The organism is Nitrospirales bacterium (genome assembly GCA_031315865.1).
GTDB lineage: Bacteria > Nitrospirota > Nitrospiria > Nitrospirales > UBA8639 > JAGQKC01.
In genome coordinates, this window is sequence record JALDRJ010000002.1 from 1943793 (window position 1) to 1961512 (window position 17720).

General features: G+C 51.4%; 14 protein-coding genes. 12 read left to right on the forward strand and 2 right to left on the reverse strand.

The annotated features are described in order from the left end of the window. The first annotated feature begins 80 nt into the window (after positions 1–80). The 3 genes from MRJ96_08965 to MRJ96_08975 all read left to right on the forward strand — a co-directional run bounded on the left by MRJ96_08965 (position 81) and on the right by MRJ96_08975 (position 4862). A complete protein-coding gene (locus MRJ96_08965) occupies positions 81–3446 on the forward strand; it encodes a FecR domain-containing protein (protein MDR4501563.1) in 3366 nt (1121 codons plus the stop codon). Between the two features lie 281 nt (positions 3447–3727). Continuing rightward, positions 3728–4222 (forward strand): hypothetical protein, encoded by a 495-nt coding sequence (locus MRJ96_08970; protein MDR4501564.1) that lies wholly within the window; start codon positions 3728–3730, stop codon positions 4220–4222. A gap of 271 nt (positions 4223–4493) precedes the next feature. Further along, positions 4494–4862, forward strand: coding sequence for a hypothetical protein (locus tag MRJ96_08975; protein MDR4501565.1), 369 nt, complete (start codon positions 4494–4496; stop codon positions 4860–4862). 211 nt (positions 4863–5073) lie between these two features. On the opposite strand, the gene MRJ96_08980 is transcribed toward MRJ96_08975, so the two are convergent. After that, a complete protein-coding gene (locus tag MRJ96_08980) occupies positions 5074–6657 on the reverse strand; it encodes an HDOD domain-containing protein (GenBank protein MDR4501566.1) in 1584 nt (527 codons plus the stop codon). A gap of 224 nt (positions 6658–6881) precedes the next feature. Here MRJ96_08980 and MRJ96_08985 point away from each other — a divergent pair, with 224 nt between their 5' ends. Further along, positions 6882–7766, forward strand: a complete 885-nt coding sequence (locus tag MRJ96_08985; protein ID MDR4501567.1) for an SWIM zinc finger family protein — start codon at positions 6882–6884, stop codon at positions 7764–7766. A 117-nt stretch (positions 7767–7883) separates the two neighbouring features. Here the strand turns inward: MRJ96_08985 and MRJ96_08990 are convergent, their stop codons facing one another. Next, a complete protein-coding gene (locus MRJ96_08990; protein ID MDR4501568.1) occupies positions 7884–8816 on the reverse strand; it encodes a P-loop NTPase in 933 nt (310 codons plus the stop codon). 190 nt (positions 8817–9006) lie between these two features. On the opposite strand from MRJ96_08990, the gene MRJ96_08995 reads away from it, so the two are divergent. The 8 genes from MRJ96_08995 to pnp all read left to right on the forward strand — a co-directional run bounded on the left by MRJ96_08995 (position 9007) and on the right by pnp (position 17703). Continuing rightward, the gene (locus MRJ96_08995) at positions 9007–9576 is read left to right on the forward strand and encodes a ribosome maturation factor RimP (GenBank protein ID MDR4501569.1); all 570 of its coding nucleotides are present in this window, start codon (positions 9007–9009) and stop codon (positions 9574–9576) included. Positions 9577–9636: 60 nt separating this feature from the next. After that, positions 9637–10851 (forward strand): transcription termination factor NusA, encoded by a 1215-nt coding sequence (gene nusA / locus MRJ96_09000; GenBank protein MDR4501570.1) that lies wholly within the window; start codon positions 9637–9639, stop codon positions 10849–10851. A 53-nt stretch (positions 10852–10904) separates the two neighbouring features. Then, positions 10905–13436: a translation initiation factor IF-2 gene (gene infB / locus MRJ96_09005; GenBank protein MDR4501571.1), complete on the forward strand. Its 2532-nt coding sequence runs from the start codon at positions 10905–10907 to the stop codon at positions 13434–13436. Between the two features lie 48 nt (positions 13437–13484). Further along, positions 13485–13766: a DUF503 domain-containing protein gene (locus tag MRJ96_09010; protein ID MDR4501572.1), complete on the forward strand. Its 282-nt coding sequence runs from the start codon at positions 13485–13487 to the stop codon at positions 13764–13766. A gap of 40 nt (positions 13767–13806) precedes the next feature. Further along, entirely contained in the window at positions 13807–14175 is a 369-nt protein-coding gene (gene rbfA / locus MRJ96_09015; protein MDR4501573.1) for a 30S ribosome-binding factor RbfA, read from the forward strand. Positions 14176–14213: 38 nt separating this feature from the next. Beyond that, the gene (gene truB / locus MRJ96_09020) at positions 14214–15209 is read left to right on the forward strand and encodes a tRNA pseudouridine(55) synthase TruB (GenBank protein MDR4501574.1); all 996 of its coding nucleotides are present in this window, start codon (positions 14214–14216) and stop codon (positions 15207–15209) included. A 30-nt stretch (positions 15210–15239) separates the two neighbouring features. Beyond that, positions 15240–15509 (forward strand): 30S ribosomal protein S15, encoded by a 270-nt coding sequence (gene rpsO, locus MRJ96_09025; GenBank protein ID MDR4501575.1) that lies wholly within the window; start codon positions 15240–15242, stop codon positions 15507–15509. 82 nt (positions 15510–15591) lie between these two features. After that, positions 15592–17703, forward strand: a complete 2112-nt coding sequence (pnp, locus tag MRJ96_09030; protein ID MDR4501576.1) for a polyribonucleotide nucleotidyltransferase — start codon at positions 15592–15594, stop codon at positions 17701–17703. Positions 17704–17720: the final 17 nt, after the last annotated feature.

Below are 17720 nucleotides of genomic sequence, written 5' to 3' on the forward strand. Positions count from 1 at the left end.
TCTGCTTGGTAAGGTATCTTACTGAAAAACCATGACAGCATGAGTGCATTCTAGAGAGAGGCAAAGGAGGGCCACTTCTTATGAAGGCAAGATTGCTGATGTCACGCCTGAGCTTTCGATTCACTGCTTGGCTCGTCATCGTCACCCACGTGTTCTGGGGACATCTCGTCCTCGCCCAAACTCTTCCCCATGATGAACTAGCTGCAGGATACGTGTCCAACGTATCGGGAGAAGTCTATCTTCACCGTCCCCACCAGCCAGCGATCGGTGAACCTTTGAAATTTAAAGGAACGGTGGGGTACGGCGATACGGTTCGTACCAGCACAGGTTCAGTCCTTGGCATGTTGCTGGGCGATAAGACGTTGGTGGTGATGGAAGAACAGTCAGCGCTTCATATCTCGAAGGATTCGAATGCGCGGCGAGTCGTGGAGTTGGTGGATGGGCAAATCTGTGTCTCCACAAAACGCGATAGCTTGCCTGTTGTCCTGGAAGCGGACACGTTTTCCGTCACGGTCGAGCCGGCTTCGATCGTGACCGTGAAGCTCGTAAGACCCTTGACTGAGCATCCCGTGACCGCCTCCTATCAGTTGTGGGACCACACACAACCCCAGCGATCCTCTGGTTACTCTTCTCTGTCACAAGGACAACAGGTTGTCAGTGCAAACTCCACCTCGACGGTGCACGTGTTAGAGGGAAATGCCGCTCTTGCCATGCGGGACTCCAGAGTTGCAAAAGCGTCCCTTATGGCGAATGATCTTGGTCATCAGCAGATGATCCTCAATGCCGATCAAGGGGTTCAAATCATCGGCAATACTCTTGGTGAGCCATTTCCGAACCCAGTCTTGCCGTCGCGTATTCAAGATTTTCAGTTGAGTCCACAACATACGACGATGCCTGCTGAAACGCAGGCGGAGATTGCACGTGCTCAGCAACAGCAAGCCGATAATTTAGTCGCTGCCCTGTTTGCTCCAGATATAGCCGCAGACTTCGGCTCAACGATACCTCCGGCGGTTATCGTTCAAGATGGTCGTATTCCAACAACGAATGCAAATATTCAGGAAAATAGCGGAAATTCCAATGAAAGTACTCCGCTTATAGTAATGGCGTCACCACCGCCACCGCCGCCGCCACCACCGCCACCGCCGCCACCGCCGCCGCCACCACCGCCACCGCCGCCACCGCCGCCACCGCCACCGCCACCGCCACCGCCACCGCCACCACCGCCACCGCCGCCACCGCCGCCACCGCCGCCACCGCCGCCACCGCCGCCGCCGCCACCGCCGCCACCGCCGCCGCCACCACCGCCACCGCCGCCACCGCCGCCGCCGCCGCCACCGCCGCCACCACCGCCACCGCCGCCACCGCCGCCACCGCCGCCACCGCCGCCACCGCCGCCACCGCCGCCACCGCCGCCACCGCCGCCACCGCCACCGCCACCGCCGCCACCACCGCCGCCACCGCCACCCCCGCCACCACCGCCACCGCCGCCGCCTGGCCCTGGTGAATCTGGATTTCCAGCCAATGCTGGTGATCCAACGGTAATCATTAGCGACGGTACTGTGACGATGAATACGCCATTTCTTTTTGCGGAAAATGGCACATCTACAACCAATGGTCCTCCAGTAATTCTGGCTTTGCAGAACTTTTCTGGAAGTACGGCCGATATTCCGCTTGTGGACGTGGGGAATGTCTCTCCGACAGTTTCTGATGAGTTGCTCTCAGCCTTCGAAGATCCTAATCATGCCGGGACACTTTTGGCAGGAGTCCGAACCCGGAATACGGACTCGACTTCTTCAGCGGTATTGGGAGGTCTTGCTCTTCACAATTCGATCGTGAATGCTTCAGTTGATGTGGCAGAGTTCACGAATGCGAATGTTGTCGTGGAAGGAGCGATGCTTGAACTTGTGACAAGCGCCTTGAATGTTTCATCCGGCAGTAGCTTGGCCTTAGACAACAGCAGGCTCAATGTGTCTGGTGAGAACGCTGCGCTCAGAGTCATCGAGGGCAGCACGTTGGGTATGAGTGGAAATGTCGTGTCGCTCACGAGTAACTCTGACGTGGCATTTGCCAGCGGGTTGTTGGATATCCAGAGTGGTGGGACCGTGAATGTCGGAGTCAACGGGAGTGAAGATATTCTGGAGACGAGTGGCCAAAGCACATTCCTGTCGGGCGAGACGGTCATTTCGGTCGATCAAGGCTCGCTTCATGCGTTGCGGGTCTCTGGCAATACGGCCAACATGAACTTGGTGATCACTAATGGCGGGCTCCTGACTCTCACGAATGACAGTCAGGTCTCGATCGCAAATGGTTTCGGGTTTGCGATTCGTAACATCACTTCGGCCTCGACGTTCGTATCTGTCGATCATAGTCAGTTGGAGATGGGACTGAACACAGGAGGCGTGCTCGCCCGACTTTCCGAATCGTTCATCGTGAATTCAGGCGGTGTCTTAGCCGTTGATAATTCTGGGAAGGTGTCCGTGTCTTCAGTCATCAGAGGAAGTGGGACGACAGATAGCAATAGTGTCCTGAATGGGCATGCGGTTGCCGTGAATGATCAAAGTCAGGTTTCAGCGATTCATTTGGTCAATCTTGACAATTTGATCACGGGAACGGATTTGATCCTGAACATCAATAATGGGAGCCTGCTCAATGTACAGAGAGAAAGTACGGCCACGTTCGAAACCCTGGCGACGTTGGCTGGAAGTTCGATTGTTTCTGATGAGACCTTGGTTGTGGTCAACGATCAGAGTACGTTAAGCATGGGATCTGTGATGTTATCGTTGATCGCCAAAAATGATCAGAATGGCGTGACACGGAGTACTATCACCGTCAATAATGGTGGCATACTCGAGCTTTCCAATGGCAGCCGATATGTCGATCAAAACCTGCTGGCTGCGAGCAGCCCGCTGGTTTCTCTCGTGCAAAGCACGATAACGGCGTCCTCGGGATTCCTTGACGTTAATAGCGGGTCGACGCTCGTCGCCAATGTGCCAAATGATGCTCTCGTGTCGTTAAACGCCAGTACTCTCGCGATCAACGGCTCCTTGGTCAGCGTCGCTGGGGTCAATAGTTCAGTAGCCGTGACCGGGAACCTTGTCTCACTCACGAATGGCAGTGCTCTCACCATCACCAATGGGTTCTTAGTCAGCGTCCTTGATGGGGGTAGTTTCTCACTCAATGGGGCGTTGGCGAATTTTGGAGTGGGGGGTGCTGGAGGGAATATCCTGGATATTACGAATCCTGCGTTGTGTTCCGGCTGTACGATTGATAACAGTTTTGCCGTTCCGGTTCTTTTGAGACCCGGCGCCGATCCGTCAAATATCACGATTACCGGCAATGTCCCATTTCCCGGCGCAGGGACAAGCTCGAATACCGTCAATCCCGGCAATGCCGTTCTTGAGTATGGAGGGCAGGGGACAATCAACATTAATTTGCCCACACAATAACGACGGAGTTTTGTCGTCTTTCCGGAACTTGTTGAGGTGTGCTGCGCCGGGAGAATGGTCATGTCATGATTTCTGAGAAAGAAATTCTCGCCGATTCAGAAAATTTCTCCGACGGTCTCGAATACGATGAAAATTATTGGTAGTGTTGGAATGAATGCGGAAACATCGTGACGGAAGATTTTGGGAGAAGAAGATCAGTCGCATCAATCTCCTAATGCCTGTCGGCGGTAAGTATTCGGTAGAGGGTCATGAAGTGCGTGTACCTTAGGAGGAGAAGCATTTTGCATTTTCAAGTACAAGTAAAGATGAGTGTGCTTCTGATTGTCCTGCTTCTGGGAAGTGGAGCATTTGTGCACGCGGAAGAGGGGGGGGGGCGGGAGCGGATCGTCGAGCATCTGGAATTCCTGGGCTATCAATGTGAGCCCTTTCATCAGGGAGTGAAAGTCACGCATCCTTCGAAGATCGGGTTTCTTCTCGTGCCGCTAAAGGATGGCATCATGGTCCAAGCCGCGTTTGCCGGCATCGAATCTCAGAGTCAATCCTCATCGGTCTCCTCAACCGACGATGATCCATCACGACTTTCCATTATCAATTCCTTGAATCAGCGCGCATCGGTTTCCCGTTTTTTCTGGGCTGAGACCGGGGAGCTCGTTATACGTGCATCTGTCCTGGGGGCTTATGATAAACGTCGCTTTTCGACGTTTATGCAAGCTTGGGAGAAAGATGGTCAGACCTTGGGCCAGAGCTATCAACACCTCCGTCCTTATCTCAAGTAACCGTCTCGCCATCATCTGCTTAATCGAACAATCCAACTCAGATACACGGAATTCTCTTTCAAGAGGGCTTCGCGTGTTGTGTTGTTGGTGTTTGACTGTCATAGCGGGCTGCTCAGAAATTAATGGGAAGGCTTCTTCGTTCAAGGCTTTGAAGTCATGATTATGGTTATTAAGAAGTTCGGCCAGAAAACCGAGAAGATGGGTAGTCATCCTCGTTTTTCTAGGAGTGTTCCCGCATCGGACCATGTCGTTCTGCCAATTATTCGGCTACATGCCTATTCAAACTTTTCCTGTTTACTCCCCCATTTCTCGATTTTCTGCATTTCTGGTGGGCCTGCTGCTGATGGTTGGATTCGTAGGGTGCGCGGCGAATCCACAGTATCGAGAAGAACATGAAATACAAGATTTACGCGTGGTGTTTGTCGATCAGCAAACCTTGCACGAAGAGTGGAAAACCCGCACAGGTCGCGATGGCGTTGAAATCATGCCCTTTCATGGAACCAACATGCCGGCGGTCAAAACCCTCAAAGGATTTTTTGACTTTGCGTCGAATACCCTTTACTGCCCCAAATGGAATTTTTCGGTCTGCGGTCATGAACTGCATCATGCGGTCTTGGGTCAATTCCATGCCCTAGACTAATCCTCGTATCTGTTATAGCCGTTTCAGTGATACCAAAACGATCCAGCGCTCTCTTGTACGCCTTAGCTCTTCAAGACGTGAGAGAAACATCCAGGTGTGGCAGGACATCCGAGCGAGTATCACCAATCGACATCTCAACCTAATCTTCCCACCTTCGATCTTGAGAGATCGTCTGTTTGAGGTCCGGCATAGAAAATGTCTTCCGCACGGATTATTTTGAAAGTCGTACAAGATTGGAATTGACGACTGAGAGGATGAGCGAAAAGCTGGCGAAGTGCGAGTCGGTCAGTGGCTGTTGGCTTACGCCCTTGTCGGCGATGATGACGCCAATGGGATTGGAGGGTGAGAAAAGAGATCCGATGAAAAAGGGGGCGTGACCCCAGCGAGCGATAAATTCTGAGTTTGCTTGGCTGAATTCCGCGTCTGTTTCAAGCGAGTCAATTTTCTCGGGGCAATAGCGGTGAAGCGCCCGAGTGAGGAAATGAGTTTCCTTCAGGGAACATTTAAACAAAGGGAGCATGGCTTGAACATGTTCTCCGTGACCGATGCGCCCCTCGAGTGTTGACGATGATGGGGTGACGAGCGTGAGGACAACCCGTTCGAACCCACATGCGGTTCCTAAAATTTGAGCGGCCATGTTCAGTAAGACATTGGGATCCCTCACCTGCATGGCTTTTAACGTAAATTCATTGATGACTGTTCCTGTCGGTACTTGGGGGGGCTTGTCAACGGCGAGTTCGTCTTGTTGAGGTGGTGGCGCGGATAGAGTTTCAGGAGAAGTCTGGACAGCGGTTTTGTGCACCAGGGGCGAAAGCGCGTCGCTGATGCTTTTCATGAGTCGTTGGCCGGTGGCGGATGGTGTTTCTACATCGGGATCATGACGTGGAACAAAAAACAACGTGTCGATCTTGACCATTTCGGAAAATTGACATGCTTTCGTAAAGGCTTTGATCACAATTTTTTCCAGGGCGTCGTACTTGAGCCCGAACGCTCCCGGCATCTTTTCCAGTAACTGTTTGTACCGAGCTGCCCGTCCAGGAGAAGGCTGGCATAGGAGGCATTGACTGAGTTCATTGGCAGCAAAGACGACGCTCTCAAGTTTTTTCTGCTGCGAGTCATGACGACAATTCCCCAGCACTAATTTTTTGCCCACTAACATCGTGAGGTTGTCTGGCAGTCGCCAATTTTTGGCTACGGCGGATGCTAAATCATGTAAGGAACGCCCAAGAAGCTCTACTTCAATTTTATTGATGCTAGGCAAATTCTCCGCTCTGGCGTTTTCGAGTTTTTCGAAGACCTCCGGGTGACAAAAGGCTAAAACCAAGTCTCCGAGCGTGTAGAGCATGGCATTCGTGAAGAGAATACCTTCATCAGGAATCTCAAGCGTTTTTCCCAGTTCCACTGCGGCTGTGGCTGCGACGAGTGAGCGGGCGAGTAATCGCTTCAGGCATTCAGAGCTCGCTCCATATTCTTGTGCATGTTCCACGAGTTGGGAGGCTACGACTAAGGAGCGAATGACGTCAAATCCGATAATCGTGACCGCATGCGTGGGGGTTTTGACCGGAGAAATTGTGTGGTAGGTTGGACTATTCGCGATTTTAATAATGTTGGCTAGCAGAGCTTGGTCATGCATAATAACTTTGCCAACGTCGCTTGCGCTCGAGTGTTGATCAGACGTCAAGTTCAGGACTTGCAGGCAACTTTGCTGGAGGATGGGCAACGTTCTGGGAGGTTCTTTCGTTAACCGGTGAAAGAGCGTTCCCTGTACTGGGGTTTTGATTGTGTTGACGCTCATCGTGATCCTGTACGACGTAGAATGTTCATCATGCGTTGCCGAGATGGGTTCCTACACACCTTGGTTTGGCGTGATATTAATTTTCGGTCAATATGACCGATACATTAAGGGAATTCTTATGGGTATGTTAGAATAAGGAACCCCTCAACGGCGTCGTTGTTTGTCATAAGACGAACGTTCCTGGTCGATAAGCCATTTTCGAGCCAGCTAGGGAGGGAGAACTCATGCGTAACCGGATTGCCTGTTCAGCGCAAACTCTCACACAACTTCAGCCTGAAATGATTCGGTCCGTGGTTGGCGGTCAAGTGTTCCGACTGGGGAATCAATACTTCTCCGAGAGCCGGGTACAAATTCTCGAACATAGCGCGGCAATGGTATCAGCCGAAGTCAGTGGAACGTTTGGGGTGTATACTCAGACGATTAAACTTCGGTCTGGTGTCTTGTCCACCAAGTGTTCATGTCCTTCCAATGAAAAACCGTTCTGTCGGCATTGCGTCGCAGTCCTACTTCAGCATTATGAAGATATGGCGGATGAAAATGAAAATGATGTTGATGTCGAGGCCGATTCTGAATCGGTCAACCCGCCGCCTCGACATGATTCGACCGTTGTCCATTCCTCATCAAATGATTTTAATTTTCGTGATGTGACGATTTTTGTGGACTGGCTCTCGACGAGTGTTCAGGTGTTAGGCCAATCGGGACCATTGCCTCCTTTACCTTCGTTGCCCGCGGGTCCTGTTCGAGAGTGGAGTGAGGCGATTGTTTCACTACATCAAAGGATCGTGAAGAGCGTGGCGATGCAGCAGGAAACCCATACGGAGTTGAAGACGGCACAGGAGCAAATCGTGAGGTTAACGCAAGATCTCGAATCTGCCAGAAGTGAAGTGAAGGCAACTCAAGCGATTTCTAAAGAGCTAGAATCCGAGATAAAAAAATATCAAGATTCTTTGGCCGTCTTTGCCCAAGTCGGTCAGGAACGTGATGTGTTGGCAAAGCAGCTTCAAGACATCCGTGGGGAAGTTCGCAGGCGGGGAACTGAACTGGCGGGTTTATCCAAATCTCTTGACGCGCTCTCAAATGGCCTTCCGGAACAACATCACTCTCGTTGAGTGATCGTTTCCCCTCTCTTCCCAATTCAGAATACCTGTGTCGTCCACCGGGCTTTCTCTATCTTCCGAGGCCAATGCGGTGCGAAAATGATATCGGATTAAATCCGTGAGCGTTTGTTAGAGGCGAGCCAAGATATTGTCAGCGATCTGTCCCAAGGCGAGTGAGGCGGGAGAGGCGGGGTCTAGATCGACGACCGGCAGGTATTTATGCACGGAACGTGCGACTGATTCGTGGTCTGGAATATTCCCCAATAACGTGAGTTCGGCTCCGACATATTGCTTGAGGAGATTTTGTAGTTGAAGGGTATTGATTCGCGAACCATTCGTCATTCGATTCAGGATCAGGTGCGGATGAAAATCTCGAAGCGCCTCTTCCGCTGTCGGCACTCCATCTTCATTCGTTTGTCCCACTGCTTCCAGCACCTCCGAGACACTTTGGAACTCTCGATCAAGTAAGGTATGAGCGACAGGGTCTCGAGCGGCGAACGAAGTCAAGACTTTTCGAATCGCGGAAAGTTTAATGAAGCGATATAAATCCAATACCGAGGTAGGGTCAGGTGTCGCGACAGCCAAGTGGTGGTCGGCCAGGAGGAAAAAATCAAGGGCATGATAGTGAGTGCCGGCTCCAACGTCTACGATGATGATATCGGTTTCGAGCTCTTTGAGGTGCCGAATCAGCCGTTTTTTCTTCGCATATTGGAGATTCGATGTTCGTAAGGTATCGCCAGTTCCAGGGATTAATCGAAGATTCTGGTATCCATTCACCTGCTGCGCCACCTCTTCCAGGGTCTTGAATCGGCGGTTCAGAAAATCAGTCATGGTAGCTTTGGGGTGAAACATCCCAAACAGCACGTGCTGATTCGCCCCACCTGTGTCAAAATCGGTTAAAATGACTCGTTTGCCGCGTTTGGTGAACAGGAGTGCCAAGTTACTACTGATGACACTTTTCCCGACGCCACCCTTCCCTGAAGCGATTGATACAATTTTTGCCATGTTGTCCAACATTCGGTAATCCGCCATCCATCCGACGATGCGGATGGTCAACCTCATCTCCTCATTTTTACTCTATCATAGGGTCTGTCTTAAGCCTATCGAGCCCATATGTCTCTACAAGCGTGGGAAATAGCTAGATCGACGAGCCGGCAGGAATTTTCTTGTAATGGGCATTATTAAGGAGGGGGGACGTGTTGAAAGGTAGGGCTATTGCGTTTAGACTGAAGAAATGCTAGGGTCTGACTAGGTGAAGTGGGCGAAGGCCCACTTTTTTTTGTTCTCAAGCTATCAGTTTCGAGCAAAAGGCACGAGAGTCGAGTCATTTTTGAGCATGACGCTATCCGGGCATAGTTTGGAGCAACAAATTGAACGTGTTGCCGAACCTTTAGCTCGAGCTCTTGAGGTCGATCTTGTTGAAATTCGTTGTTTAGGAAAAGGTGCCGGTTCCTGCATTCGCATCACAATCGATAAGCCGGGCGGCGTTGGGATTCAGGATTGTGAAGGACTTCACCAATCTCTTAGTCGTGCCCTGGACGCACTAGGTCCCCTTCCTCATTCCCACCGACTGGAGGTTTCATCGCCTGGGCTTGATCGTCCCCTCAAGCACAGAAGAGACTATCAACGGGTCCTAGATAAATTAGTGAGAATTCAGTTCTTCAACGATGCCAAGCAAAAGACCTCGATCGTGGGGCATCTGCATGCCCTATCAGACGATGGTGTTGAGATTCTGCCTCTGTCACCAAAAAAGAGGCAACAGCCATCGGTGTCCATTGCATGGCAAGAAATCGTCAAAGCCAGGTTGGAAGTTGAATTTTAAGATGAGCCAACGATCAAAGGGAGTGAACACTCAATATTCACTTTGCCGGGGAGCTGATACATGAAGCGTGAATTAATGGCGGTTATCGAGCAAATTGGCCGCGAAAAAGGTATTGATAAAGAACGTGTCCTCGCTGCCGTCGAATCGGCTCTCGTGACAGCTGCCAAGAAGCGTTACGGGCACAATGAAAACATACAAGTGGATGTTGATCAGGAGACCGGTGAGATTTCGATTGTCTCCAAAAAGACGATCGCTGAAACGGTGACTGATGCCCGCACTGAAATTTCTCTCGAAGAGGCTCGTCAAATCGATAGTGACGCGGAGATGGGTGATGAGATTGGCTCCTTGATCGATATGGAAGAGTTCGGCCGCATTGCGGCGCAAGCTGCGAAGCAGGTCATTTGTCAAAAAGTGAGAGAAGCGGAATGGGAAGCCGTTGAGCGTGATTATTCCAAGCGACAGGGCGATTTAGTGCATGGAGTGATCCTGGGGCAAGAACGGCGCAATTATCTCGTAGAAATAGGGAAAACCGAAGCGCTGCTGCCATTGCAAGAGCAGATTCCCCGTGAAACGCATCGTCGGGGGGATCGTATACGAGCCTACCTGCTCGAGGTTCGTCGAACTCCGAAGGATGTCCAGGTCATACTGTCGAGAGCTCACCCACAGTTTGTGGTAAAGCTGTTTGCGTTGGAGGTTCCCGAAGTTTCGGAGAAAATCGTCGAAATTAAAGGCGTCGTTCGTGAGCCTGGCGACCGAACCAAGATCTCGGTGGCCTCTCGTGATAAAGCCGTTGACCCTGTCGGGGCGTGCGTCGGTATTAAGGGATCCAGAGTGCAAGCGATCGTGAGGGAACTGCGAGGGGAGAAGATTGATATTATTCCTTGGACGAATGATCCTCGCGTATTTATCGGAGAAGCGCTTAACCCTGCTTCCATAGAAAAAGTTGGGATTGACGAAGAGAAAAAAGCCGCTTTGGTCGTGGTGGCCGACTCTCAACTTTCGTTAGCGATCGGGAAAAATGGTCAGAATGTTCGGTTGGCGGCCAAATTAACCGGGTGGAAAATTGATATAATCAGCGCGACAGAATATGAAAAAGAAAAGCAGGAACGAGATCGCGATATTAAAGCCGCGTTAGCGGAAGAAACCGCCGCCCAATTAGGCCCATCGGAGTCCCAAGAGTCGCCAGGGTCAAATGACAGCGCAGAACAAGTCGCAGAATCTGAACATTCTGAGAAGCCAGAACCTGAACAGGCATCAACCACAGAAACCGTCTAACGTGTGAGGGGCATTGCTGGATGAGGGTGTATGAGTTAGCCAAGAAGCTTGGGATGGAAAGTCGAATTCTGATTCCTGAACTGGTTCAGTTAGGAATAGAGGTCACTTCTCACAGCAACACGCTGGATGAAGACAGCGTGCGGCGTGCTCTCGAGGTTCTGCAAGATAAGAAGATTACTGACATGAGTGAGGACTCCAAAAAGCGATTGCGAAAACCGTCCGGCAAGATAGGGAGTGGCGGTAAAAAGGATAAAGTGCAAGCAGATTCAGGAGTGGAAGAGTCTAAAAAAACCGAGAAGAAACATATCCTCATTAAGAAAAAGAAGGTAGAAGAACCATTGCTAGAGTCATCGGAGGCTGCTGATGTGGGAGAGATGTCTCTTCTCGATGCTCAGGATGCAGAGACTTCTCTCGATGCTATGAGTCCAGCGAACGTACCATCAGAAGAGGAACCTGCTGTCCTGTCCCCAGAGGTTTCTACAATGGATGCTCACCCTGTTTCGACTATCATGGAGGATTCTGCGCAGGAGATGACAGCTGAAAGTCGTGACGGGGTTGATGATTCGCAAAAATCTGAAGCCGAGGTTATGAGCGACAAAGTGCCTAAGAAGGATGCTTCTCAATCCGTAGCCGATGACCCAAGAGAAGAAAAAATCAAAAAACCCAAGAAGGTTGGGCGTAAACGTGATGATGATCTTTTTGCGGCTCGCTATGAAGACGCCGCGCGGTGGCAAGATCTTCGTCCGTTACCCGCTTTGCGCCGTGAAGAACGATCACGTCCCAGTCAATCTGCCTCGGTTGCTGAAGTCACGAAACCTCGTAAAAAGGGGATTAAAGTTCAAACAGGCGTTTCAGTAAAAGAATTTTCCGAATTACTCGGTCAACGACCGGCGGAAATCATCAGAAAGCTCATGGATATGGGAATTGCGTTGGCAATGAATCAGCCGATGGACCTTGATGCGGCAGCCCTTATTGCTGAGGGCGCTGGGGTCAACATCGAAATCGTGGCGGAAAAGCAGGGCGAAGAGCTTCTTGAGGCGGTTCTTGAGGAACATGTCGAGAAGAAACTCGTGTCGCGTGCTCCCGTGGTGACGATCATGGGACATGTGGATCATGGCAAAACCTCGCTCTTGGACGCCATCCGACAATCGCATGTCACGGATCGAGAGGCGGGCGGCATTACTCAACATATCGGAGCCTATTCGGTCAAGGTCGGGGATAAGCGCGTCACCTTCCTCGATACCCCTGGGCATGAAGCTTTTACGGCGATGCGGGCTCGTGGTGCGCAGGTGACCGATATAGTTGTCCTTGTTGTTTCCGCCGATGATGGTGTGATGCCGCAAACCGTTGAAGCGATTCATCATGCGCAGGCTGCCGATGTTCCGATTGTCGTCGCGGTCAACAAAATTGATAAGCCCGAAGCGAATCCTGACCGGGTGAAGCAAGGGTTGAGTGAACATGGATTGATTCCGGAGGCGTGGGGTGGACAGACAATTTTTGTAGAAGTGTCTGCCAAGGAAAAACGCGGGCTGGACCAACTGTTGGAAATGATATTATTGCAGGCGGAAATTCTTGAGTTGAAAGCCGATATTGGTTGTTCCGCGCGAGGCGTCGTATTGGAGGCACGTCTGGATCGAGGCCGGGGACCTGTGGCCACGGTGCTCGTTCAACACGGCAAACTCAAAACTTCGGATATTTTTGTCATGGGAGCCGTGAGCGGTCGTGTCCGGGCTTTAAATTCTGACACGGGTGCGAAGATTAAGGAGGCGGGTCCTTCTATACCCGTCGAAGTCATTGGCCTGCTCAGTGTACCTGAGGCGGGAGATCAGGTGGTCGTCGTGAAGGATGAGCGGATGGCTCGCGGGATTGCCGAAGGTCGTCAGCAAAAACAGCGGTCGGCTGATCTTGCCGCAACCGGGCCACGTCGCACACTCGAGGAACTATACGCCGAAGTTCAGGAGGGGGAAGTCAAGGAACTTGCCGTACTCATTAAGTCTGACGTTCAAGGTTCAGCGGGGGCGATCGGTGATGCCGTCCAAAAGTTTACCTCCGATCTGGTGCGTTTCCGCGTTATTCATAGTGGAGTGGGGGGGATCAGCGAATCCGATGTCTTATTAGCCGCCGCGTCACAGGCCCTCATCATCGGGTTTCATGTCAGGCCGGAGCCGAAAGCGGCTGCCTTGGCCGAACGCGAAGGTGTGGACATTCGATTGCATACGGTCATTTATAATGTGATGGCTGAGTTGAAGTCGGCCGCCGAGGGTTTGCTGGCCCCGACATTGAAGGAGCGAGTGCTGGGCCGTGCCGAAGTTCGCCAGTTGTTCACGGTTCCCAAGATGGGGACCATCGCAGGCTGTTATGTGACGGATGGGATGATTGCGAGGACAAGTGCGGGAATTCGGGTGTTACGAGATCATATTCAGGTGTATGAGGGGAAGTTAGGGTCGTTAAGGCGATTTAAAGACGATGCCCGAGAAGTTCAGCAAGGGTATGAATGTGGTATAGGGATAGAGAATTTTAACGATGTGAAGATTGGCGATATTCTAGAAGCCTTTGTTTTCGACGAAGAGGCCGTAAAGCTATAGGCTGAGGGCTTCTCCCTGGCCTAGGACGATGGTCTGTTTTGACGGCGAATGATTATCGGACTATGCACGGTAGAGTTATACTTCCCTGACAGTCATTCTTTAAAGGCCAAGCGGCAGATTCTTTCCAGCTTGAAAACCCGACTTCGCGCGAAGTTTAATATCTCGATAGCTGAAGTCGACGAACAGGATTTGTGGCAAAAGTCAATTCTCGGCATTGCTTGTGTGGCGAACGAATCCGGGCAGGTACATCACGTGTTAGACTTGGTTTTGAACATGATTCAATCCAATCCATCCCTGGAATTGTGTCGGTCTCGCATTGAGCTATTATAATGGGTTCATGAAAAGAGGGTTGCGAGGAACGTGAAGGGCCATGTCCAAGTCAAGTTACAAACGGGCAGAGCGGGTTGCCGATCAAATACGAATGGAAGTTGCTGATATTCTCGCACGCAAGGCCAAGGACCCTCGTATTGGTTTTGTCACCGTGACCGATGTCGACCTGAGCCCGGACTTGCGGGTGGCGCGTATTTACGTAAGCTCTTTGCGTGAAGGAGAATCGGAGGAATTGGCCTTACAAGGACTCTCAAAGGCTGTGGGGTTTGTTCGGGGTGAGCTAGGACGACGGCTTGAATTACGGTACACCCCAGAGCTCATTTTCTGTCAAGATGGCAGTTATCGGTACGGTCGGCGAATCGATCAATTATTAGACTCCCTTCACCTTGAGGAAGATTCCAAGGACTGATCATCAGATCAGTCAATTGCTTGCGTTCTATGGAAACCATGGTCGCCGTTCATCCGAGCCCGAATCCATCAAGCTCTGCCGGAGCTCGTCTCCATGGGGTATTGAATGTTCGAAAGCCTGCGGGCTGGACCTCTCACGATGTCGTGTTGCGACTGCGCCGGGTTTTGGGCATCCAAAAGATTGGTCATGCCGGAACGCTGGATCCGGCAGCTATTGGCGTGCTCCCTATCTTGCTCGGCAAAGGCACGAAGGTTGCCAATCATCTCTTGGAGTGGTCCAAAGAATATGCAGCTGTTCTCCGGCTCGGGGAATCAACGGATACCCAGGATGCGACAGGTCTTGTGCTTCGTCAAGCTTCCCTAGAGACGGTGACCGAAGATGCCATTCGGTCGGCTGTCAAGGAGTTCCAAGGAGAGATCCAGCAGATTCCTCCGATGTATTCGGCTGTTAAGATGAATGGAGAGCCATTGTACAAGGCTGCTCGCCGTGGAGAAACCGTGACCAGAAAATCTCGGTCTGTCATGATTTATCAGATAGAAGTCATGGATATTCGGGGAAGCGATGTCGACTTCGTCGTGCATTGTTCCAAGGGGACGTATATCCGGACGTTGTGTGCGGACATTGGGGACCGTCTAAACGTTGGTGGCCATCTCTGTTGGTTGGAACGACGTCGGGTGGGCTCTCTTCATATTGACGATGCGCTCGATATCGAGCGAGTCACGAAAGAGTCGTGGCCCTTCTTTGCTGAGAGGTCGTTCTTGACGATTGACGAGGCTCTGTCTTTCCTGCCAGCTGTCGACATCAAAGACCGGCATGTTCCGAGAGTCATGAATGGGGCATCAGTTGCGTGGCAAGAGGTTTCGGCCAGCCTGCACGATGATCAGAGAGCGGAGCTTCGAGATGGTCAGGCTGTTCGCGTACGAAGCCCCAGTGGAAAATTGTTGGCGGTCGGCAGACTGCATGGTCCAGGCTCCTCTGTTCGGGGAGGAGAAAGCGGTCATGTCAGTATGGAGACCCTGTGCGTTGAGCAATAATCTAGGATACAGACAACGAGGAGGAAGGTGATGGCGTTTACTAAGGAAGCGAAGACGGCAGTGATGGGTCAATACCGGCAACATGAGACGGATACCGGGTCGTCGGAGGTGCAGATCGCGGTATTAACAAACCGCATTTCTGAGCTGACGGAACATTTCAAACAACATAAGAAAGATCATCACTCTCGACGAGGTTTATTGAAAATGGTGAGTCGCCGCCGTCGTCTGTTGGATTACTTGCGACGAGTGAATAGGGAAAAGTATCAGACGCTATTAGCGTCGTTGGGTCTACGTAAATAATTTACACTGTGACTGCGTTCCTGAGAAAGACACTTTTGACACCAGTGTGGTGCGCGCGGAAAACGCTCGAGAGGAGAGAGCAATGATGCATGCCGTAGAAATTGAAGTTGGTGGGCAAACCCTTCGATTAGAAACAGGAAAGATGGCCAAGCAAGCTGATGGGGCCGTCTTGGCTACCTACGCGGATACCGTGGTGTTGGCGACGGCTGTGTCAGCCAAAACTCTCAAGCCGCAGACCGACTTTCTGCCCTTGACCGTGAACTATCAAGAGAAGACGTACGCGGCCGGGAAAATTCCGGGGGGATATTTCAGAAGAGAGGGGGCTCCGAGTGAAAAAGAAGTCCTGACGAGCCGGTTGATTGATCGCCCGATACGACCCCTGTTTCCTGAAGGTTATTATTATGAAACGCAGGTGATCGCTTCAGTCCTTTCAATTGACCATACGCTTTCCTCCGATGTTCTCGCGATGACCGCTTCTTCTGCCGCGTTGGCGATTTCTGATATTCCTTTTGGCGGACCGTTGGCGGGAGTGAAGATTGGCCGAGCAAATGGCGAGTTGGTGGTGAACCCGGACCTCAAGACCATGGAAGAAAGTGACTTAAACTTAGTGGTCGCGGGGACAGCTGATGCGGTGATGATGGTTGAGGCAGGAGCTCACGGTTTATCTGAAACGACCATGATCGCCGCTATTGAACTGGCGCATGCTGAAATCAAGAAAATCGTCGCGAAAATCGTCGAATTGCAACAACTTGTGGGTCGTGAAAAACGTCCATTTGAAGTGGCTCCTGTTGACGCTCAATTAGAGGTGGAAGTCCGTGGTTTAGTCGCAGAGCCTATTCGTAAGGCGATATTCATTCCGAACAAAGCCGAGCGCCAGGCCCAGCTCGATCAAATACGTGATGATGCCGTTTTAAAACTTGCCGAAGAGGACGAGGATCGGACGGAGCAGGTCAAACGTATCTATCACGACCTGGAATATTCCGAAGTGCGACAGATGATCTTGGATGGAAAGATCAGGGCTGATGGACGGGGCCCTGCCGACATTCGGCCGATCACCTGCGAAGTAAGTGTGCTGCCAAGAACTCATGGTTCATCATTATTTACCAGGGGTGAGACGCAAAGTCTCGCTGTCGTGACTCTGGGAACGAAAGAAGATGAACAACGAATTGATGCTCTTGAAGGGGAATATTTCCGAACGTTTATGCTGCATTACAATTTCCCACCTTTTTGTGTTGGAGAGGCTCGTCCGCTTCGTTCGCCCGGAAGGCGTGAGGTGGGACATGGCAAACTTGCCGAACGGGCCTTGTCCTCTATTCTTCCCACGCAAGAAGAGTTTCCCTACACGATCCGTATTGTGTCAGATATCCTGGAATCAAATGGCTCATCATCCATGGCGACGGTCTGTGGCGGGACTTTGGCTCTGATGGATGCTGGAGTACCGATCAAAGATCCGGTTGCAGGTATTGCGATGGGGTTAATTCTTGAGCAGGGCCGATCCGTCATTCTGTCCGACATTCTTGGGCTTGAGGACCATTTGGGAGATATGGATTTTAAGGTGACCGGAACGAAGCAAGGAGTGACGGCTCTTCAAATGGATATCAAGATCTCAGGGATCACTCCTGACCTCATGCGGGAGGCCTTAGAGCAAGCCCGTCTGGGACGTCTGCACATCCTGGAAAAGATGGATGAAGCCTTGTCAACTCCGCGAGAATCCCTGGCGCCCTATGCCCCCAGAATCTTTAATCTTCAAGTGAAACAGGATCGGATTCGAGATGTGATCGGTCCTGGTGGTAAGACGATCCGCGGTATTATCGCGGAATGCGGGGTAAAGGTGAATGTCGATGATTCTGGACTCGTGACGATTGCGGCGGTGGATGGAGAGTCGGCGGCAAAAGCCAAGGAGATGATCAATCGCCTGGTCGAAGAAGTTGAACCCGGGAAATTATACCTGGGCACAGTACGGAAAATCGTAGATTTTGGTGCATTCGTCGAAATTCTTCCGAATGTTGATGGATTGGTGCATATTTCTCAGTTAGCCCACCATCGTGTGCAAGCGGTCTCAGATGAAATTTCTGAGGGCGAAAAAATCCTGGTCAAGGTCTTGGAAATTGATCGACAGGGGAAAATTCGTTTAAGTCGAAAAGAGGCCATGAGCGAAACTGAGGCTCCTGAGGCACAGTCAAACGCGGGTTAAGATCGAAAGAGCGGAGC